Below are 20,171 nucleotides of genomic sequence, written 5' to 3'. Positions count from 1 at the left end.
CTCAGAGCGCGGTCCAGCCGCCATCCACAGAAATCGTCGTCCCCGTGATCTGCGCCGCCGCGTCCGAGCATAGGAATTGCACCGTTCCGCCAAGCTGTTCGACCGTCGCAAACTCTTTGGATGGCTGGCGCTGCAACATGACGTTTTTGATGACGTCCTCACGGCTCATGTTGTATTCCTTCATCGTATCAGGGATTTGCGCCTCGACCAGAGGCGTCAGCACATAGCCAGGACAGACAGCGTTGCAGGTGATCGGCTCCTGCGCCGTCTCCAGGGCAACCGTCTTGGTCATACCCACAACCCCATGCTTGGCCGCCACATAGGCCGCTTTGAAAGGCGAGGCCGTCAGGCCATGAGCCGAGGCGATATTGACCACACGCCCCCACCCTGCCTGCCGCATCATCGGCAGCGCCGCAGCAGTTGTATGAAAGACCGAGTTCATATTGATCGCGATGATTGCGTCCCACTTGTCGACCGGGAACTGATCAATCGGTGCGACGTGCTGAATGCCGGCATTGTTGACCAGAATATCGCAGGCCCCAGACTGCTCGATCAGGGCGCGGCACTCATCACCTTTGGACATATCAGCTTGAATGTAGCGCGCCTTTGTACCGGTCTCTTTTGAAATCTCTTCGGCTAGGGCATGGTCTTCATCCCTGTCGGTGAACGAGTTCAAAACCACATTCGCCCCGGCCTTGGCCAGCTCGCGTGCGACGCCAAGTCCGATACCAGAATTCGACCCCGTGATAATCGCCGTTTTTCCCGTCAGGCTCATGCCGCCTCTCCCTTGCAAACCACTTTGGGCGCACAGTGCCATGCTGCACCTGCAAAGGGAACGGGAAACATCGAAGCTTAGTTTCAGACATGCATACCGCCCAAAAAAAACGCCCGCACGAAGCGGGCGTTAAGTTATTGAGGCAGGTTTCATACAGGCAAGAAACCTATCGAGCAGTGAACCCTTTATAAGCAATTCCACGCCTTCGTCCAAGCTAAAAGTTTGATAATAAGAAAAATCATCGGTACGATGAATCCCAACAAAATAAGGCCAGAGCAGGATTGTTTCCAAAATGAGCCCCGATTTTCTTCGTCCCGTTCGCCTTGTGATCACGGGAATCACTATTGTTTTTGCCGCTGCGTCAGGCAATGCAGAATCGGCCCATGGCATAGCTATGTACGGCGACCCGGCACTACCACCGGATTTTGTGTCTTTGCCCTATGCAAATCCAGACGCGCCCAAAGGCGGCAAAGTCGTTTTCGGGAATACCGGCGGCTATAACAGTTTGAACCCGTTTGTGCAAAAAGGGACCTCCCCTTGGCAATTGCGATTTTGGACCCATGAAAGCCTGATGGGACGTTCTTGGGACGAACCTTTCACACTTTACGGGTTGTTAGCCGAATCAGTCGACACTGCGCCGGACCGCTCTTGGGTCGAATTTACGCTGCGCGAAGACGCTCGCTTCTCGGATGGAACATCGGTCACGATAGACGATGTCATCTGGTCGTATGAGATATTGGGAACTGAAGGTCACCTGCGCTATCGCGGCTTGTGGGGCAAAATAGACAGTATCGAACAGACCGGCCCCCGCTCTGTCAGGATCACCTTCAATGAACCCGATCGCGAATTGGCCCTGATCGCCGGTCTGAGACCTATCCTTCAAAAAGCGCAGTGGGAGGGAAAGGATTTCGCGAATGCCCCGTTGCAAGACATTCCCCTAGGTACCGGACCGTATTTGGTCGACAGCTATGAGGCTGGCCGCTACGTGAACCTGCGTCGCAATCCAGATTACTGGGGGGCAGATATTCCCTTCCGCCGCGGCACGATGAACTTGGATGAAATACGGATTGAGTTCTATGGCGACGGGACTGTCCTGTTCGAAGCCTTCAAGGCCGGAGAACTGACGGCCGTTCGTGAGTTCAACGCGGACAAGTGGGACACGCAATATACATTCCCGGCAATTCAGCGTGGAGATGTCATCAAGACCGAGATACCCCACGGCAAGCCCTCAGGAATGACAGGGTTTGTGATAAATACACGCAAGGCGCCGTTTGACGATTGGCGTGTACGCGAGGCATTGATGCTGGCGTTCAACTTCGAGTTCATCAACGACACAATCACTGGCGGCGCCCAACCAAGGATCACTTCGTATTTCTCAGGCTCGGAATTGGCCATGCAACCCGGCGCGGCGACGGGGCGGGTTGAGGAGCTTTTGCTGCAATTCGAGGAGGATTTGCTGCCAGGCACCCTTGAAGGGTATTCTCTTCCCGAAGGCGACGGATCCGCGCGCAACAGGGCCAATATCCGCAAAGCATCCCAATTGCTTGCCGAAGCTGGGTGGACCATTCAAAATGGAATGCTGCGCAACGCGGAAGGTAAGCCATTCACACTTAACGTCCTCTTGCAACAAGGCGACAGCGAGGGTGAGACTGCAATCGAAATCTATTCCCGCGCACTGGAACGCCTTGGGATTCAGGTCAACATCGAACAAGTCGACAGCGCTCAGTTCACTGGACGGACTGGCGATCTGGATTTCGACATGACCTTCTTCCGCCGAGCGCTGTCGTTGTCGCCCGGCAATGAACAACGCTTGTACTGGGGTAGCGACAATGCCGACTCGCAAGGAACACGCAACCTGATGGGGGTGGCGTCACCTGCTGTCGACGGGTTGATCGACGCTATGCTGGCATCAGAAAGTCGCGAGGACTTCGTGGCCGCCACACGGGCGTTGGATCGGGTTCTGACCGCTGGCCGTTATGTCATTCCAATTTGGAACTTCGATGTCGGGCGTATTGCGCATGCCAAAGAGTTGAAGCAGCCAGAGGTCCTGCCAATCTACGGCGACGGGCCGGAGTACATGCCTCAGGTTTGGTGGTACGAGCCCTAGCGGCTTTCAACTCTGGCACCTGAAGGTCAGAAAAGGCCCTCGGCGGAAATCAGCACAAACTGCAACATTCCCTACATGGTGTGTGTTGCAGACTGCCAGCCACCAAAAGCTGCGTATGCCTTTGGTTTTCATCATATTTACGACAATCGCAGAAATACCTTTACGAAATACATCTTTGCGTTGTAGCCTTTTGACAGAGATACGCTTCGCGCGGCCATAATATTCATTTGTTTTTAATACCATAACGTTCCACCTGCCGCGCGGCGCACAACAATCACGGACCAGCCTCCACTCACTCCAAACACCGGTCCGTCGGCCCGTTGCGGTTTGCCTGCAACGGGCTTTTTTGTATTGCGCCCAAAGCACCCTCAGGGTGCGACATTTTGTCATGCGACCCGCGCAGCCCCCCCTTCGTAACCTATTGGAAGGCCGGGCAGCGATGGAACCTGAAAAACGGGATGCGAACAGATGTTGAACTGGACTGACCTGACGCAAGACTGGGATGCGATGTACGCGCGGGCAAAACGGCGTTTTCCGAACCTGCGCGAACAGGACAAGACGCAACTCAGCAAAGATCGCAAGGGATTTGAAGCCTATCTGGCCAAGCGCCACCACCTGACCGTAAATGAAGCTCGGGAAGAGCTGGAAGACTTCCTGTTCACCGAAGGACTGAACCGCGAGTTCAGCCGCGGGCTAGGCAAGTGACGTCACCCAAAGGATCATCGCGTCCTCATCACTGACAGATACGACGTTGTGCCCCATGCTGCCGTCGTAATAAGCGCTGTCGCCACGGCGCATTTCGACCGGTTCATAGAATTCCGTATACAGCCGCACTACCCCAGTCAGCACATACAGAAATTCTTCACCGTCATGACGCACCCAGCCGTCGAATTCATCCATTGACCGGGCACGAACGCGGGCGCGGTAAGGGAGCATCTGCTTCTTTGTCAGCGTTTCGGCCAGCAACTCATGCTCATAGGTCGTGGTCGGGTGTGCCGCGCCCTCGCCCATCCGCGTGACTGACATCCGCCCGATCACCTGTTCGCGCTGCGGAGGCGTGAACAGCTGAGGCACCGAAATCTCCAACCCTACAGCCAGTTTTTTCAGAGCGTCATAGGTAGGGGACATTTGCCCGTTCTCGATCTTGCTAAGCGTCGATCGCGCCAGCCCCGCCTGCGTGGCCGCCTGTTCCAGCGTCCAGCTGCGCGCCTTGCGTAATTCGCGCACACGGGCACCCAGGTCCAGCGGCTCTAGTTCCGTGTGTTCTCCGGTTTCGCGCGCGATGCGGATCAGCGATGTCTGGTCTTCTTTGCTCATGCGTCATTCTATAGGGGCAGGCTGTCCCGCTTGCAACGCGGCAGTCGTCACGTTAGCCAAGGCCCATGCTGTCTGTGTTTGATCAAGGCCCTCCCCCGCCCTGTCCCGCGCCCTTCAATCTGGCGGCCCATGTGTTGCGTCATGCAGATCGTCTGGCGGAAAAGACGGCCTTGTCCGTCATCGGCGGAGATGATCCTCAGGACTGGACCTATGCCGCGCTCAAACAGGCTATTCTGGGAACAGGGGCCGGGTTGCTTCAAACCGGTTTGCATCCCGGCGATATCGCGTTGATGCGCCTTGGGAATACTGTTGATTTCCCAATCGCCTATCTTGGAGCGATCGCAGTTGGGATTGTACCCGTTCCTACTTCGTCGCAGCTGACTGCGCCCGAGACGGCGAAGATCATTCAAGATCTGAACCCCACCGCTGTGCTCCGAGACCCCTCGGTCGCATGCACGGATCACCCGATGCAGATCACCCTGCCAGACCTTGCCGTGATGCGGAACCTATCGCCCGCCGCGTTCCAGATGGGTGACCCCGATCGTATGGCCTATGTGGTCTATACGTCTGGTACTTCCGGCAAACCGCGTGCCGTGGCGCATGCACATCGTGCGATCTGGGCGCGACAAATGATGGTCGACGGCTGGTATGGGCTGCGCGAGGATGACCGACTTTGTCATGCGGGTGCATTTAACTGGACCTACACCTTGGGCACGGGGCTAATGGACCCCTGGACCATCGGAGCGACCGCGTTGATCCCCGACCCCGGCACCGAGCTTACCTCACTGCCAAATGTGATACGCGACCACAGGGTCTCGATCTTTGCAGCCGCGCCGGGCGTATTCCGCAAGATTGTCGCATCGACTGGTACTTTGCATTTGCCCGAATTGCGCCACGGCTTATGCGCAGGCGAAAAGCTGTCGCCAACTTTGCACCAGCATTGGCTGCGCGCCACAGGGACTGAGCTGTTCGAAGCCTACGGAATGTCTGAATGCTCGACCTTCATCTCGTCCAGCCCCGACCATCCGGCACGGGGTGAGGCGCTGGGACAACCGCAACCCGGTCGCCGCGTGGCGATCCTGGGCCCGGATGGTCCAGTCCCGCAGGGTCAGGAAGGCACCATCGCCATTCACCGCGATGATCCGGGTTTGATGCTGACCTATCTGAATGCCCCGGAAGAGGCACAGGCCCGGATGCAGGGTGACTGGTTTCTGACCGGCGATCAGGGTGCCATGGCCATAGACGGTCAGATCACCTATCTCGGGCGCGATGACGACATGATGAACGCGGGCGGCTATCGCGTGTCACCTGTCGAGGTTGAGGCCGTGTTGTCCCAGCATCCCGGCATCACACAGGTCGGCGCTGCCGCAGTCGAGGTCAAACAGGACACGTTCCTGATAGCAGCCTTCTACACCGGGCCGGAAAAGCTGGACGAGACGGTCCTGCGCACCTATGTGGAGGCCAACCTGGCGCGGTACAAACAACCTCGCGCCTTCATCCACCTGCCCGAGCTTCCGACTGGCGGCAACGGAAAACTCCTGCGCCGGGCGCTTCCGGCCTATTTCAAGGCGAGCCAACCATGACCCAGACCGTCAAGCTTGATATCATGTCCGATCCGATCTGCCCGTGGTGTTACATCGGCAAGACCCACCTGGACAAGGCATTGGCTGCGATCCCTGATCATCCGTTCGTTATCGAATGGCACCCGTTCCAACTGAACCCCGACATGCCCGATGCCGGTATGGACCGCCGCGAATACCTCGAACGCAAGTTCGGTGGCAAAGAGGGCGCGGTGCGCGCTTATGCGCCGGTGGTGGAACACGCCGAAAACGCGGGTCTGAAAATCGACTTTGAAGGGATGAAGCGAACCCCCAACACGCTGGACGCACATCGCCTTATTCACTGGGCCGGAATCGAAGGCAAACAGACCCAGGCCGTGGACGCCCTGTTTGATGCCTATTTCGTGCAGACCCGTGACATTGGCGACCACGAGGTTCTGGCCGATATCGCAGATACAATCGGCATCGACGCCGCTGTCGTTCTGAAACTGCTGAAGTCAGACGCGGACCGGGAAGATATCAGCAACCGCGACAGCCACTCACGTCAGATGGGAGTGAACTCGGTCCCCACCTTTATCGTGGCCAACCAGCATGCGGTTCCCGGTGCGCAACCGCCCGAGATGTGGGAACGTGTAATCGCTGACATCATGTCTCAACTTGAGGCTTCCTCTGCAAATTAGCACAACCCCCTGTGCATCGACATGGCTGGCGCCCCCTGACCGCGCGTGATAGCGCGAACAGATCAGGAGGGCCCAATGGCGCATCGTATGTCACGCGGAGAGTTTGTCGCGCTTGTCGCAATGATGTTTGCGACGATCGCCTTTTCCATCGACTCGATCCTGCCTGCGCTGCCTGATATCGGCGCGCAGTTCAGCCCTGATGACATCAACAAGGCGCAACTGATCCTGACCTCGTTTGTGTTGGGGATGGGGATTGGCACGTTCTTCACTGGCCCGTTGTCAGACGCGTTTGGCCGCAAACCCGTAATCTATGTGGGCTCGGCGCTTTACGTTGTGTCAGCGGCTGTTGCTTGGGTCAGCTCATCGCTTGAGATGTTACTCATCGCCCGCATTTTTCAGGGAATGGGCTGTTCTGCCCCGCGCGTGGTTGCGATGGCCATCATCCGCGATCTCTATTCCGGGCGTGAAATGGCGCGCATCGTCTCTATCGCTATGATGATCTTTACCCTGGTCCCTGCGATTGCTCCGATGATGGGCGCTGGTGTCATCGCTTTGACGGGATGGCGCGGCATTTTCGTATGTTTCATGCTGTTTTCGCTGATTACCATCGTCTGGATGGGCCTACGCCTTCCCGAGTCTCTGACACCCGAGGACCGCCGCCCCCTGCGCTTTCCGCTGATGCTGGATGCGGCGCATCAGATGTTTGCCCATCCCTCGGTCCGTGTGTCGATTTTGGTTCAGACCCTGTGCCTTGGAATGCTGTTCACGATGCTGACAATGGTTCAGCAGGTCTATGGCGAGATCCACGACAGCGCCCATAGCTTCCCGTTTTGGTTTGGCTTCGTCGCGCTGATGTCCGGCTCGGCCAGCCTGTTGAATGCGGCGCTGGTGGTACGGTTGGGAATGCGGCGCATCGTGACCTGGGTATTGGGCGGTCAGATCCTGTTTACTTCATCTGTGCTGCTGCTGAATTCATTCGACCTGTCGGCCAACCTCTCCTTCGCGCTGTTCGTCAGTTGGCAAACGGCGGTGTTCTTCATGGCCGGAATGACCATGGGTAACCTCAACGCCATCGCGATGGAGCCGATGGGCCACATCGCTGGCATGGCGGCCTCGGTCATCGGCGCGGTCTCAACTGTTCTGGCTGCCGTCATTGCCGGTTCGATCGGGTTGCTGTTCGATGGGTCAATTCTGCCGCTGGGCGCTGGCATTCTGACCATGAGCACACTGGGTTTCGTCCTGATGTTGCATATGGGGCGGATCGAAAACCGACTGCCTGCCTGATCTGTGCAAGACTTTGAAATCGCGCTAGGCTTCTCCCAACCCGAGGGGAGACTCCGATGAGCGATTATTACGATTTGGGCACATATTCCTGCCCGGTCACCACCACCTCACCCGAGGCACAGCTGTGGTTCGACCGCGGATTAAACTGGACCTATGGCTATAACCATGACGAAGCGGTCGTTTGCTTTCAAAAGGCTGCCGATGCCGACCCCGACTGTGCGATGGCTTATTGGGGGATCGCTTATGCGGCAGGGCCAAATTACAACCTGCCCTGGGATTTGCGCGATAATCGAGGGCAGAAAAAGGCGCTGGTGCTGGCCTATGACGCGACACAGCAGGCGGTTGCTTTGGCAGACAGTGGGTCACCAGTCGAGCAAGCCCTGATCCACGCCCTGCCCGCGCGGTATCCTCAGCGCGATCCGATCCCCGACATGCATGTCTGGGACCACAACTTCGCCGACGCTATGCGCCACGCTTTTGCCGCACAGCCCGATCACCTGGACCTGCGAACGATCTATGTCGAGGCGCTGCTGAACCTGACCCCCTGGCAAATGTGGGACTTGAAAACCGGCCAGCCCGCCAAAGGTGCCGCCACGATCGAAGCGCAAAAGGCGTTAGAAGACGCCATGGCCAATGATCCCGCCGCCATGTCCCATCCCGGGCTTCTGCATCTCTATGTGCATCTGATGGAGATGTCTCCGACCCCTGAAAAAGCCCTGAAAGCGGGCGATGTCCTGCGCACTCTGGTCCCTGATGCGGGTCATCTGGTGCATATGCCCACCCATATAGACGTACTATGCGGCCACTATCACAATGTGGTTCATTGGAACGAAAAGGCCATCGAGGCCGACTTAAAGTATTATGAACGCGAAGGCGCGTTCAATATCTACACAGGCTACCGTCAGCACGACTACCACTTCGTCATCTACGGCGCGCTGTTTCTGGGGCAGATGGAACCTGCCCTGCGCGCCAATCAGGGCCTTTGGGACACCACACCCGAAGACATGTTGCGCATCGAAAGCCCGCCCATGGCCGATTACTTCGAAAGCTATATGTCCATGGGCCCCCATATCCTGATCCGCTTTGGTCGATGGGATGAGGCCAAAGCGCTGGAGCTGCCCTCGGACCCCGACTTATATCGAACACTGACTGCGACCACGTTTTACGCCCGCGCGATTGCCTATGCCGCGACCGGAGACGTGGCCGAGGCCGAAACCGAAGAACAACTCTTTCTATCAGCCAAAGCCCGCGTCCCCGAAACTCGTCTGATGCACAACAACCGTGTTGTAGACCTGCTGGAGATCGCCCACGAAATGCTGCGGGGTGAGATCGAATACCGAAAGGAAAACTTCGACGCGGCCTATGCCCACCTGCGCCGCTCGGTCGAATTGGACGACAACCTGCCCTATGACGAGCCGTGGGGCTGGATGCAGCCCACCCGTCATGCGCTAGGCGCTCTTTTGTTCGAACAAGGCCACGTGACCGAAGCCGAGGCCATCTATCGCGAAGACCTTGGCCTTGGCGGCACACTCAGCCGCGCGTCGATCCACCCGGACAACGTCTGGAGCCTCAAGGGCCTACACGATTGCCTCAAGGCGCGGAACGAAACGGTCGAAATCCAACAGATCAGACAACGGTTGGACCTTGCCTTGGCTCGGGCAGATCGGGCAGTCGCAGCCTCGTGTTTCTGCGCCCAAGCCGCGATGCGCAGTTAATTCGCGCTGACGCGCGATGCCTCCGGCGGAGGTATTTTTAGCCAGATGAAGCTGGGATCCCTTGTTCATCTTGTCCGAAATACCTCGGGGGAGTCGCGCGGCACGCGCGGCGGGGGCAGCGCCCCCTGCACCGGCATCAGCCTGCTTTGGCCTTCTTTTTCTGGGCGATGACTTTCTCGGCCAGATCACGAGCGATGGCAAAAGCCCCTTTGATCTTGTCGCCATCATTCTTCCAGTCGCGCCGCACAACGATCTTGTTGTCCTTTACCTTGGCCATGCCGCGCTGGTTTTGAATGAACTCAACCAGCCCCTGCGGAGACGCAAACTTGTCGTTGTGGAACTGAATGGTCGCGCCCTTCGGCCCCCCGTCCAGCTTGGCGATACCTGCTCGTTTGCACATGGCTTTGATGCGGACAACCAGCATCAGGGTGTTCACTTCTTTCGGCAGTTTGCCGAACCGGTCGATCAACTCGGCCGCAAAGCCCTCTAGCTCAACTTTGGTCGACAGCGAGGACAAGCGACGGTAAAGACCCAAACGCACATCCAGATCGGGTACGTAGTCTTCCGGGATCAGGACGGGAACGCCCAGATTGATCTGCGGCGCCCATTGGTCATCGCTGTCGGACAGCCCCTCCATCTCTCCGGATTTGATCTTGGCAATCGCCTCTTCCAGCATGGACTGGTAGAGTTCATAGCCCACGTCGCGCATCTGACCCGATTGCTCCTCGCCCAGCAGGTTGCCAGCGCCACGAATGTCCAGATCCTGTGAGGCCAGCGTGAACCCGGCCCCCAGTGTATCCAGCGAGCCCAGAACGCGCAGGCGTTTCTCGGCCGTGGCCGTCAGTTTCTTACGCGGTTTGGTGGTCAGGTAAGCATAGGCGCGGGTTTTTGAGCGCCCCACCCGGCCGCGAATTTGATAGAGTTGTGACAGGCCGAACATATCGGCCCGATGTACGACCATCGTGTTTGCGGTCGGAATATCCAGCCCGCTTTCCACAATCGTAGTCGCCAGCAGCACATCGTATTTGCCGTCGTAGAAAGCGTTCATACGGTCATCAAGTTCCCCCGCCGCCATCTGACCGTGGGCGACAACATAGGTCAGTTCAGGCAGTTGCTCTTTCAGGAACTCTTCGATCTCGGGCAGGTCCGAGATACGCGGGACAACGTAGAAACTCTGCCCGCCACGGTAATGTTCGCGCAGCAGCGCCTCGCGGATGGTGACCGCATCGAATTCGCTGACATAGGTGCGGATGGCCAGGCGGTCGATAGGTGGCGTGCCGATGATTGACAGGTCGCGTACGCCGGTCAGAGACAGCTGCAGGGTGCGCGGGATCGGCGTCGCGGTCAGGGTCAGGACGTGGATGTCGCTGCGCAGCTGTTTCAGGCGTTCTTTGTGGCCGACGCCGAAATGCTGCTCTTCGTCGATGATCAGCAGGCCCAGATTGTTGAAACGGATGCCCTTGGCCAGCAGTGCGTGGGTGCCGATCACGATATCGACTGTGCCGCGTGCCAGCCCGTCGCGGGTTTGCTGCGCTTCTTTCGCGGACACGAACCGCGACAGTTGGCGCACTTCCAGCGGGAACCCCCGGAAGCGGTCTTTGAACGAGGCCGCGTGTTGGCGGGCCAGCAGCGTTGTCGGCGCAATCACCGCCACCTGCACGCCGGACATGGCGGCGACAAAGGCGGCGCGCATGGCGACCTCAGTCTTGCCAAAGCCCACATCGCCGCAGATCAGTCGATCCATCGGCGCGCCGGAATGCATGTCCTCCATCACTTCGGAAATCGCGCGCAGCTGGTCGTCGGTTTCCTGATAAGGAAAGCGCGCGCTGAACTCCTCCCACGCGTGGGGCGGTGGGTCCATCACCGGTGCTTTGCGCAGCGCGCGTTCGGCGGCGATGCGGATCAGCTTATCCGCCATCTCGCGGATACGCTCTTTCAGCTTGGCTTTTTTAGCCTGCCATGCGCCACCGCCGAGACGGTCCAGCAGACCTTCGTCATGGCCGTATTTCGATAGCAACTCGATGTTTTCGACCGGTAGATACAATTTCGACTGTTCGGCGTATTCCAGCAGCAGGCATTCATGGGCGGCGCCGGCGGCGGTGACGACCTCCATCCCCTGATAGCGGCCGATGCCGTGATCCACATGGACGACCAGATCGCCGGGGGTTAGGGATTGGGTCTCGGTCAGGAAGTTCTCGGCCTTGCGACGCTTCTTGGGTTGGCGGATCAGGCGGTCGCCCAGCACGTCCTGTTCGGCAATGACCGTCAGGTCGGGCGTCTCAAACCCATGCTCCAGCGCCCAGACGGCCAGATGCAGGCCCCGTTTACCGACGCGGGTGCCATCGGTGACAGGGATCGCCTCGGCCAGACCTTCGTCTTCGATCAAACCGGTCAGGCGTTCGCGGGCGCCTTCGGAATAAGACGCAATCAGCACCGGGCCTTTGGCCATCTTGTCGGTGATATGCGCGGCCAAAGCCCCAAACAGGCTGATGCTTTCCTGCTGCCGTTCGGGTGCAAAGTTGCGTCCGATCCGCCCGCCCGCGTCGATCACGCCCGGCCCGCTGGCCTTAGGTAAAGGGCTGAATTGCATCACCCGACGATCGCCGACCGCAGCCTCCCAAGCCGTATCGTCCAGATAGAGCAATCCGGGCGGGGTCGGCTTGTAGACCGTGTCCATGCGGGATCGGTTGGCTAGTGCCAGTTTTCGGGTTTCATACTGATCGGCAATCGTATCCCACCGCGCCAGACGCGCGGGTGTGACCTGATCATCGACGGTGATCGATGCTTCGGGAAGGTAGTCGAACAGCGTCTCCAGCTTGTCGTGGAAGAAGGGCAGCCAGTGTTCAATGCCTTGATGTTTGCGCCCTGCGCTGACCGCCTCGTACAGGGGATCATCGGTGCCCGCCGCTCCGAACTCGATGCGATAGTTCTGGCGGAAACGCGTGATGGCGGCCTCGTCCAGAATAACCTCGGAGACCGGGGCCAGTTCCACCACCTCCAGTTTTTCGGTGGTGCGCTGCGAGACGGGATCGAACCGGCGCGCGCCGTCCAGAACGTCTCCGAACAGGTCCAGACGCACGGGGCCGGACTCGCCCGGAGGGAAGATGTCGATGATGCCGCCGCGAATGGCATAGTCGCCGGGCTCCATCACCGTGGGGCTTTGGGTGAAACCCATGCGGACAAGGAAGTTGCGCAACGCGGCCTCGTCCACGCGGTGATTGACGCGGGCGGTAAACGCGGCCTCGCGCAGAACCTCGCGCGCGGGCACGCGTTGGGTGGCGGCATTCAGCGTGGTCAGCAGCACGAACCGGTCGGGCATCTGATGCACCAGCGCGGCCAGCGTCGCCACACGGGCGGCGGCGATATCGGCATTGGGCGAGACGCGGTCATAGGGCAGACAATCCCAGCCCGGAAATACAAAGACGGGCATATCGGGCGCAAAGAACGCCAGCGCGGCGCGCATCGCTTCAAGCCGTTTGTCATCACGCGCCACATGGCATACCGGTCCGCCCGAGCGGGTGATCTCATTCAGGACAAGCTGCGCGTCAAACCCTTCGGGCGCGCCGCCAACCGTGACATGGTTCGGAGCCTTCATCGCCCTGCCTTTCCGAATTCTCTATCCCAGAACGCCAATCGAAAAGTTCTGATACATACCCCAGAGCGAGGTGATCAAGATCGAAATCATTCCGACAATCTGCGTATAAATCCTGCACCGGGTCAGTATTTTAGCAACCGGTTCAAGGCCAACCTCGGTTCGCTGCAACTTACGAGCCGCCGAGATGTTGATCAGCATGACCAAACCGACCGGAAACAACAACAAGAATACCGCCTGTGCAAGTTCAATCCCGTAATAAAAGCCAAGCGTAGCCAGACCTGTGAAAAAGAAACAGCCAAACGCCAGAATAACCAGTCCCGAAACCTCGACGATGTAAATCAGCCGATTAACGTTTATCCGAACGATATCCAACAGATCCTGCTCGGCCTGACCTCCGTTGCGACGGGCGCGCGAAACGAGATCAAACGGAACCCCCATCGCCCAGTGGCTAGCTGACGACCAAAGCACCGCCAGCACGATCCAATACCAAAGATTGGAAAAGCTGCGCATGTCAATGACTTCAAAGATCGAAGAGTATAAGTTCACGCATCGGCCCCTTGTTCACTGTCACCAGGGACCCTCTTCGCACCGGCGCGTCCATCGTTACCCTTGAGACTACGCGGAATTCATGCCACCCAATGCGGGAATATTCAAGGAGAGTGCGACATGAAACCCACCATCGCCCCCTATCCCCAGACCCGCTTTCGCAGGGCCCGTCAATCGCCAGCTATACGCGGGTTAGTGCGCGAGAACACTCTGACCACGGATGATCTGATCTGGCCGGTCTTTGTCCGCGATGGAGAGGGTGTGGAAGAGCACGTTCCATCGATGCCCGGCGTCGTCCGCCGCTCGGTCGACTTGATCTCAAAGGCCGCTGTCGAGGCACAGGCGCTTGGAATCCCGGCAATCTGCATATTTCCTTACACCGATCCCGGCCTGAAAACCGAGGACTGTGCCGAAGCCTGGAACCCTGACAATCTGTCCAACCGGGCAATACGGGCCATCAAGGCAGCGGCGCCTGATATCGCAGTGATGACCGACGTGGCGCTGGACCCCTACAACAACAATGGCCATGACGGCTATGTCGTAGATGGCGAGATTGTGAATGACCAGACCGTCGAGGCATTGGTCAAAATGACGCTGGCGCAGGCCGAATCCGGAGCAGACATCATCGGCCCTTCGGACATGATGGACGGTCGGATCGGGGCTATGCGTCAGGCCTTGGAAGCGGCAGGGCACCATAATGTGATGATCCTGAGCTATGCTGCCAAATACGCCAGCGCCTTTTATGGTCCGTTCCGCGATGCGGTGGGTGCCTCAGGCGCGCTGACCGGGGACAAAAAGACCTACCAGATGGACCCGGCAAACTCGGACGAGGCCCTGCGGTTGATTGAACGCGACCTGACTGAAGGCGCGGATATGGTGATGATCAAACCCGGGATGCCCTATCTGGACATCTGCCGCCGAGCAAAAGACACCTTCGGGGCACCGACCTATGCCTATCAGGTCTCGGGTGAATACGCGATGGTTCAGGCCGCGGCGCAGAACGGTTGGATCGACGGGGAAAAAGTGATGCTGGAAAGCCTGCTTGCATTCAAACGCGCGGGCTGCGACGGCATACTGACTTATTTCGCACCCGCGGTCGCTAAGCTGTTGCAAGGTTAAAAGACATATTGTCGCGAATTTTCGCCGATTGTGATCGGTACGGGGCCAGCTTTCCCGTGACACGCAGAATCAATCGGCGTATCCTTGCAGATAAGATCGGGAACACCCGACAATTCAGGCAGTTATACAGAGAAAAAACATGAGCAGTTCCAACTCCCCCCGACTAAGCCGTCGTGGCTTTGCCATTGGCATGGCCGGCCTGACCCTGACTGCCGCTTGCGGCAACGGTGTCGGCAATTCGAACGCAGCCACGATTGATGCGCGTGTCGATGCGACCTTGACCGAAATGTACGCGCGCTACCCAAACACGGTTGAGATCGCCGAAAAAGCCAACGGCATGCTGGTCATGCCGCTGATAACAGAGGCCGGATTTGTATTTGGTGGCGGATATGGCCGCGGCGCACTGCGTATCAACGGTGCCACTGTCGATTACTACTCGGCAGTCAAAGGCACCGCCGGGTTGCAGATCGGGGCGCAGCAATATGCACATGTCCTGTTCTTCATGACGCAAGACGCGCTAAACGATTTCCGCCGTTCCAGCGGTTGGACCGCTGGGGCCGATATCGGCTATGTGGTCAGCGATCAGGGCGATAGCCTTTCGACCGACACAACAACACTGCGTTCACCCGTGTTGGCTGCTGTATTTGGCCAAGCCGGCCTGCAGATTGGCGCCACCGTAGAAGGCACGAAATACACACGGATCATTCCGTAAGACCCGAACCGGAGACCCCCGGTTTCGCCCCGCCCTGACCCCGGTCAGCGGCGGGGTTTGCGTTTCGTAACGGCGCAGTGGAACAAACTGCCCGCGCTGCTCTTTCGGTTCGCGATGGGTTCCTTTACTCTTGCGCCATTCGACGGATGAACAGGAAATTGGACCGCAGATGGCTATAGTATTTCGCTGGCTGGTGCGTATCGCATCGGGCCTCGTTCTGTTAACTTTGGCCGCTGTCCTGCTGGTGTATTTTCTGGCCAGTCAATCCTTGCCGGAATATGATCAGACGGTCGAAGTTCAGGGCCTGACAGCCCCGGTCGAGATCGTCCGCGACACTGCAAATGTTCCTCATATATTGGGTGCGACTGACCCGGATGTGTTCTTTGGGCTGGGCTATGCGCATGCTCAGGACCGGCTTTGGCAGATGACCGTTCTGCGCAGAACGGCACAGGGGCGTTTATCCGAGGTTTTTGGCGCACGCACCGTTCACATCGACAAACTGTTGCGCAGACTGGACCTGTACGGGCTGGCCCATCGTTCGGTCACGGTTCAGGACGACTATACCAAAGCGGCCCTGCGGGCGTATGCCTCGGGGGTAAACGCACGTCTGGCCGAGATCAACGAAAGCGCGTTGGGTCGCGGCGCACCCGAGATGTTCCTTTTCAACGCGTCGGTCTCTCCTTGGCAACCCGGCGACAGCCTAGCGGTCATCAAGCTGATGGCATTGCAACTGTCCGGACATCTTGAGGATGAGGTGCTGCGGGCGCGCACATCGCTAATGCTGAACGATGCCGAAAGACTGGCTGATATTTTACCCGATGTTCCGGGGTCGGGGATCGCAGCGCTACCCGAATACGCAACTTTGTTTCCCGGCGTTCCCCGCTACGCGGCGGGAACCCCAAGGCCCGATACCCCGTTATCACCATTTCCCAAGCGCGGACTGGCCGGAGCCTCCAACGCCTGGAGCGCCGCACCTTCACGTTCGGCCATCGGGGGCACCTTGCTGGCCAATGACCCGCATCTGGGCTTTACAGCGCCAGGTATTTGGTATCTGGCCCGTCTGCAACTGGCCAAGGGTGGGGTGATCGGTGCAAGTATCCCCGGCGTTCCGGCAATCATGACCGGGCGCAGCGATCGTCTGGGATGGGGGCTGACATCGTCCTATCTGGACGACCAGGACATACATATCGAACAACTCAACCCCGACAACCCTGAAGAATACCTGACGCCTGACGGTTTCAAACAGTTCCGCAGCCGTCCATCGATCATAGAAATAAAGGACGAAGCGCCCATTACACTGACCTTGCGCTGGACAGAGAACGGACCTGTCCTGCCCGGCAGTGACTTTGACTTGAAAACCATCACGCCTCCGGGGCATGTAACGTCGTTGTCGTGGACTGCGCTCAGCGCGCAGGATACCTCGATGTCTGCTTCAATGGCGCTGATGAATGCGGACACAGTGCGACAGGCGATTGACACGGCCGAGCTTTTCATTGCTCCGTCCCAGAACCTTTCGCTGGTCGATACGGATACCATTGGTATGAAACTGATCGGTGCGATGCCCCGCCGCGACCTGCGAAACCAAAGCCGGGGACGCATTCCGACACCGGGTTGGCTGAACGAGAACCGCTGGCAGGGACGTCTGCCCTATGGCGATAACCCCGAATTCGTGGCCCCTGCAGGCGGTATCCTAGGTAATACCAACAACAAGGTCATCAACCGCCCATTTCCGAGACATGTGTCGTATGAATGGGGCGATACCCAACGCATTCACAGATGGGAAAGGCTGATGCAATCGCGCGAGGTCCATACGCGCGACAGCTTTATCGAGGCACAGCTGGACACCGTAAGCTTCACTGCCCGGTCCCTGTTGCCGCTGATCGGGGCAGATTTGTGGTTCACTGGAGCTTCGGCCCCCGAAGGTACACCAGAACGGCAACGTCAGATTGCACTTAATTTGCTGGCCGAGTGGAATGGCGAGATGAACGAACATCTGCCTGAACCTTTGATCTATGCGGCGTGGCTGCGGGCGCTTCAGATCCGTTTGATCTCGGACGAATTGGGGCCGATTGCGGCAGAGTTTAAACATGTCGAGCCGCTGTTCATCGAACGCGTCTATCGGAACATTGATGGCGCGGCGGTCTGGTGCGACGTTCGGCAAAGCGCACCAACGGAAACATGTAGTGATATGGCCCGCCTTGCACTGGATGATGCGCTGATCTGGATCACCGAGAAATACGGCGGCGCGCTACAGTCCTTACGCTGGGGCGATGCGCATCAGGCGACCCATGATCACCCGGTTCTGGGCTCGGTCCCGGTTCTGCGGTTCTTCGTCAATATCCGCCAATCCACCAGCGGCGGCGACAATACTTTGCTACGCGGGCGCACCTCGGGCGAAGGGCCGGACCCGTTCCAGAACGTTCATGGTGCAGGATATCGGGGCGTCTATGATTTTGCCGACCCCGACAGTTCGGTCTTTATAACGGCAACCGGTCAGTCGGGTCATTTTCTATCCCGCTATTATGATGACCAAGCCCAACTGTGGCGCCGCGGAGAGTATATTCCGATGTCGCTGGACCTGGATCTCGCCCGCGCGGCTGCGGTCGGCGTTACCAACCTGATCCCGCGCTAATTTCCCCTGTTCGGCAAGACCTTGCCCCTTTTTTCAGCTTACGTGGACGAAAGCGGTGGTTTTGCCGTACCCTCGCCTAAGGCAAAGACATTTGGTTTGGGGGTATTTATGGCCAGCATTCGGGATAGGTTGAACAATCTCGCGCGCGACTATGCGATTGCCTGGAGTTCAGGCAACCCTGACGAAGTGGCACGGTTTTACGCTCCTGATGGGCAAATCACGATAAACCGAGGAGATCCGATTGTCGGACGGGCCGCAGTTGCTGAAATGGCGCGCGGGTTCTACGCAGACTTTCCTGACCTCGAGGTGCGCTGCGACATGATGCGATGGGCAGGTAGTCACGCCATCTTTGTTTGGACATTGGAAGGTCATCACGCGCAAACCGGCAACCATGTCATCACCCGCGGCTGGGAAGAGTGGGAATTGACCGAGGACCACAAGGTGAAAACTTCGCTGGGATGGTTCGACACCGACGATTATCAACGCCAGATCGACGGGAAATAACGCCTAAAGCGCTGCGAATTGCGCGGCTTGCTTGTCCGTCCATAGAACGGTCAGTTCGAAACCATCCTCGGTCTGTTTTTCGGCCCGAACCACGTCCTGACGGAACAACCATGCCCGCTTGTCACCCTCGGCATAGCCCAGCAACAGCGTCGTTTCGTGTCGAACCCCTTGAAGCTTGGTCGCGATGTCGGCCAAAAGCGGGCCAACGCCTTCTCCTGTGACCGCCGAAATCGCGTAAACCTCAGGGTCACGATCCGCACGGGCAACAGCCGCTTCGCGTTCTTCGGGGTTCAACAGATCGATCTTGTTCCAAACTTCCAGACGCGGGCGGTTATCCTCGACCCCAAGAGACGTCAGGATGGTTTCGACATCCTGCGCCTGTGCTTCAGTCTCTTCGTGGCTGATGTCGCGGACATGGACGACGATATCGGCACCCAGGACTTCCTCTAACGTGGCGCGAAAGGCAGCCACCAGCTCGGTCGGCAGGTTCGAGATAAACCCCACCGTATCCGACAGGATCACCTCGGGACCATCAGGCAGTTCGACCCGGCGCATAGTTGGATCAAGCGTGGCAAACAGCATGTCCTTGGCCATCACTTCGGCACCGGTCAGACGGTTGAACAAAGTGGACTTGCCCGCGTTTGTATAACCCACCAGCGCCACAATAGGATACGGCACCTTGGCACGGGCCGCACGATGCAAGGTGCGTGTCTTGACAACTTTCTGCAATTGCCGCCGCAAGCGAACAAGTTGTTCGTCAATGGCGCGCCGGTCGGCTTCGATCTGCGTCTCGCCGGGGCCGCCGACAAAACCCAAACCGCCCCGCTGGCGTTCCAGGTGGGTCCAGGCGCGTACCAATCGTGTCCGTTGATAGCTGAGTGCGGCCATCTCGACCTGTAGAACACCTTCACGTGTCCGGGCGCGGTCGCTGAAAATCTCGAGGATCAGCCCCGTCCGGTCGAGGATTTTGACTTTCCACGCCTTTTCAAGGTTGCGCTGCTGGACAGGCGTCACCGGACCGTCGATCAGCACCAGTTCGATTTTGTTGTCGTGCAGCCGCTCGGCCAGTTCTTCAATCTTGCCACTGCCGAACAACAAACCGGCCTGCGCCCGCGGCAAGCGCACAATTTCTGACCCGACCACGTCAAGGCCGGGCAAAGCAGCGGCCAAAGAAACCGCTTCTGCCAGCGCCGGTTCAGGGACACGGCGCTGTTCATCTGACTTGATTTCCGGATGCAGCACCCAAGCCCGGGTGCGCGTCCTGTCATGTTCCATCAAGAGGCGTCTTCGCCCTCATACAGGTTGATCGGCTGTGATGGCATGATGGTCGAGATCGCGTGCTTATAAACCAGCTGCGACTGTCCGTCGCGGCGCAACAACACGCAAAAGTTATCAAACCACGTGATCACACCTTGCAATTTCACACCGTTGATCAGGAAAATTGTGACCGGGACCTTTGCCTTACGTACATTGTTCAGGAACGCGTCCTGCAGATTCTGTCTGTCCGAAGCCATATTTTTATAAACTCGCCATTGTTCTTGCTACGCGCTGCGGACCAACGCGCTCCCTCTGGCAGAGTATGGAGTGTCGTTAACCGAGTTTCCAGATGAAAAATCAATCATTAAC

16 protein-coding genes are annotated in these 20,171 nt (G+C 58.2%); 10 read left to right on the top strand and 6 right to left on the bottom strand.

The window, feature by feature from the left end; translation table 11 throughout:
• Window position 1: 1 nt before the first annotated feature.
• The gene (locus tag AC2FF7_RS05755; protein ID WP_480865654.1) at window positions 2–775 is read right to left on the bottom strand and encodes a 3-hydroxybutyrate dehydrogenase; all 774 of its coding nucleotides are present in this window, start codon (window positions 773–775) and stop codon (window positions 2–4) included.
• 292 nt (window positions 776–1,067) lie between these two features.
• Here AC2FF7_RS05755 and AC2FF7_RS05750 point away from each other — a divergent pair, with 292 nt between their 5' ends.
• Window positions 1,068–2,882 carry an extracellular solute-binding protein gene (locus AC2FF7_RS05750; protein WP_480865655.1) on the top strand — a complete coding sequence of 605 codons (1,815 nt, stop codon included), beginning with the start codon at window positions 1,068–1,070 and terminating at the stop codon, window positions 2,880–2,882.
• Window positions 2,883–3,350: 468 nt separating this feature from the next.
• Complete coding sequence (locus tag AC2FF7_RS05745) at window positions 3,351–3,587, top strand: hypothetical protein (protein ID WP_170354327.1); 237 nt, start codon at window positions 3,351–3,353, stop codon at window positions 3,585–3,587.
• On the opposite strand, the gene AC2FF7_RS05740 is transcribed toward AC2FF7_RS05745, so the two are convergent.
• Window positions 3,576–4,199, bottom strand: coding sequence for a helix-turn-helix domain-containing protein (locus AC2FF7_RS05740; protein WP_170354328.1), 624 nt, complete (start codon window positions 4,197–4,199; stop codon window positions 3,576–3,578). The genes AC2FF7_RS05745 and AC2FF7_RS05740 overlap by 12 nt on opposite strands.
• 65 nt (window positions 4,200–4,264) lie before the next feature.
• Between AC2FF7_RS05740 and AC2FF7_RS05735 the strand changes: the two genes are divergently transcribed.
• The 4 genes from AC2FF7_RS05735 (at window position 4,265) to AC2FF7_RS05720 (ending at window position 9,437) form a co-directional block, all read left to right on the top strand.
• Window positions 4,265–5,782: a class I adenylate-forming enzyme family protein gene (locus tag AC2FF7_RS05735; protein WP_480865656.1), complete on the top strand. Its 1,518-nt coding sequence runs from the start codon at window positions 4,265–4,267 to the stop codon at window positions 5,780–5,782.
• Window positions 5,779–6,438, top strand: a complete 660-nt coding sequence (locus tag AC2FF7_RS05730; RefSeq protein WP_496905337.1) for a DsbA family oxidoreductase — start codon at window positions 5,779–5,781, stop codon at window positions 6,436–6,438. The genes AC2FF7_RS05735 and AC2FF7_RS05730 overlap by 4 nt, the downstream gene beginning before the upstream one ends.
• Window positions 6,439–6,513: 75 nt before the next feature.
• Window positions 6,514–7,722, top strand: coding sequence for a multidrug effflux MFS transporter (locus AC2FF7_RS05725; RefSeq protein WP_480865657.1), 1,209 nt, complete (start codon window positions 6,514–6,516; stop codon window positions 7,720–7,722).
• Between the two features lie 56 nt (window positions 7,723–7,778).
• The gene (locus AC2FF7_RS05720) at window positions 7,779–9,437 is read left to right on the top strand and encodes a tetratricopeptide repeat protein (RefSeq protein WP_480865658.1); all 1,659 of its coding nucleotides are present in this window, start codon (window positions 7,779–7,781) and stop codon (window positions 9,435–9,437) included.
• Window positions 9,438–9,573: 136 nt separating this feature from the next.
• Here AC2FF7_RS05720 and mfd read toward each other — a convergent pair whose 3' ends face one another.
• On the bottom strand, window positions 9,574–13,032 hold the full coding sequence (gene mfd, locus AC2FF7_RS05715) for a transcription-repair coupling factor (RefSeq protein ID WP_480865659.1): 3,459 nt from the start codon (window positions 13,030–13,032) through the stop codon (window positions 9,574–9,576).
• A gap of 21 nt (window positions 13,033–13,053) precedes the next feature.
• A complete protein-coding gene (locus AC2FF7_RS05710; protein ID WP_209194497.1) occupies window positions 13,054–13,578 on the bottom strand; it encodes a component of SufBCD complex in 525 nt (174 codons plus the stop codon).
• A gap of 120 nt (window positions 13,579–13,698) precedes the next feature.
• On the opposite strand from AC2FF7_RS05710, the gene hemB reads away from it, so the two are divergent.
• The 4 genes from hemB (at window position 13,699) to AC2FF7_RS05690 (ending at window position 18,545) form a co-directional block, all read left to right on the top strand.
• On the top strand, window positions 13,699–14,697 hold the full coding sequence (gene hemB, locus AC2FF7_RS05705; RefSeq protein WP_496905336.1) for a porphobilinogen synthase: 999 nt from the start codon (window positions 13,699–13,701) through the stop codon (window positions 14,695–14,697).
• A 139-nt stretch (window positions 14,698–14,836) separates the two neighbouring features.
• A complete protein-coding gene (locus AC2FF7_RS05700) occupies window positions 14,837–15,409 on the top strand; it encodes a lipid-binding SYLF domain-containing protein (RefSeq protein WP_170354336.1) in 573 nt (190 codons plus the stop codon).
• A gap of 169 nt (window positions 15,410–15,578) precedes the next feature.
• The gene (locus tag AC2FF7_RS05695) at window positions 15,579–18,041 is read left to right on the top strand and encodes a penicillin acylase family protein (RefSeq protein WP_496905335.1); all 2,463 of its coding nucleotides are present in this window, start codon (window positions 15,579–15,581) and stop codon (window positions 18,039–18,041) included.
• A gap of 108 nt (window positions 18,042–18,149) precedes the next feature.
• A complete protein-coding gene (locus AC2FF7_RS05690) occupies window positions 18,150–18,545 on the top strand; it encodes an SgcJ/EcaC family oxidoreductase (protein WP_480865662.1) in 396 nt (131 codons plus the stop codon).
• Window positions 18,546–18,548: 3 nt separating this feature from the next.
• Here AC2FF7_RS05690 and hflX read toward each other — a convergent pair whose 3' ends face one another.
• Complete coding sequence (gene hflX, locus AC2FF7_RS05685; protein ID WP_496905334.1) at window positions 18,549–19,820, bottom strand: GTPase HflX; 1,272 nt, start codon at window positions 19,818–19,820, stop codon at window positions 18,549–18,551.
• Window positions 19,820–20,059 carry an RNA chaperone Hfq gene (gene hfq, locus AC2FF7_RS05680; protein ID WP_005982826.1) on the bottom strand — a complete coding sequence of 80 codons (240 nt, stop codon included), beginning with the start codon at window positions 20,057–20,059 and terminating at the stop codon, window positions 19,820–19,822. Before hfq ends, hflX begins: the two co-directional genes overlap by 1 nt.
• Window positions 20,060–20,171 lie beyond the last annotated feature (112 nt).

This window comes from Ruegeria sp. YTSC325, assembly GCF_059609525.1.
This window is presented reverse-complemented; position numbering and strand designations above follow the sequence as displayed.

Excerpts from the sequence above, each read along its gene's own strand:
- AC2FF7_RS05755 (WP_480865654.1), bottom strand. The coding sequence starts at position 775 with ATGAGCCTGACGGGAAAAACGGCGATTATCACGGGGTCGAATTCTGGT.
- AC2FF7_RS05750 (WP_480865655.1), top strand. The coding sequence starts at position 1,068 with ATGAGCCCCGATTTTCTTCGTCCCGTTCGCCTTGTGATCACGGGAATC.
- AC2FF7_RS05745 (WP_170354327.1), top strand. The coding sequence starts at position 3,351 with ATGTTGAACTGGACTGACCTGACGCAAGACTGGGATGCGATGTACGCG.
- AC2FF7_RS05740 (WP_170354328.1), bottom strand. The coding sequence starts at position 4,199 with ATGAGCAAAGAAGACCAGACATCGCTGATCCGCATCGCGCGCGAAACC.
- AC2FF7_RS05735 (WP_480865656.1), top strand. The coding sequence starts at position 4,265 with ATGCTGTCTGTGTTTGATCAAGGCCCTCCCCCGCCCTGTCCCGCGCCC.
- AC2FF7_RS05730 (WP_496905337.1), top strand. The coding sequence starts at position 5,779 with ATGACCCAGACCGTCAAGCTTGATATCATGTCCGATCCGATCTGCCCG.
- AC2FF7_RS05725 (WP_480865657.1), top strand. The coding sequence starts at position 6,514 with ATGGCGCATCGTATGTCACGCGGAGAGTTTGTCGCGCTTGTCGCAATG.
- AC2FF7_RS05720 (WP_480865658.1), top strand. The coding sequence starts at position 7,779 with ATGAGCGATTATTACGATTTGGGCACATATTCCTGCCCGGTCACCACC.
- mfd (WP_480865659.1), bottom strand. The coding sequence starts at position 13,032 with ATGAAGGCTCCGAACCATGTCACGGTTGGCGGCGCGCCCGAAGGGTTT.
- hemB (WP_496905336.1), top strand. The coding sequence starts at position 13,699 with ATGAAACCCACCATCGCCCCCTATCCCCAGACCCGCTTTCGCAGGGCC.
- AC2FF7_RS05700 (WP_170354336.1), top strand. The coding sequence starts at position 14,837 with ATGAGCAGTTCCAACTCCCCCCGACTAAGCCGTCGTGGCTTTGCCATT.
- AC2FF7_RS05695 (WP_496905335.1), top strand. The coding sequence starts at position 15,579 with ATGGCTATAGTATTTCGCTGGCTGGTGCGTATCGCATCGGGCCTCGTT.
- AC2FF7_RS05690 (WP_480865662.1), top strand. The coding sequence starts at position 18,150 with ATGGCCAGCATTCGGGATAGGTTGAACAATCTCGCGCGCGACTATGCG.
- hflX (WP_496905334.1), bottom strand. The coding sequence starts at position 19,820 with ATGGAACATGACAGGACGCGCACCCGGGCTTGGGTGCTGCATCCGGAA.
- hfq (WP_005982826.1), bottom strand. The coding sequence starts at position 20,059 with ATGGCTTCGGACAGACAGAATCTGCAGGACGCGTTCCTGAACAATGTA.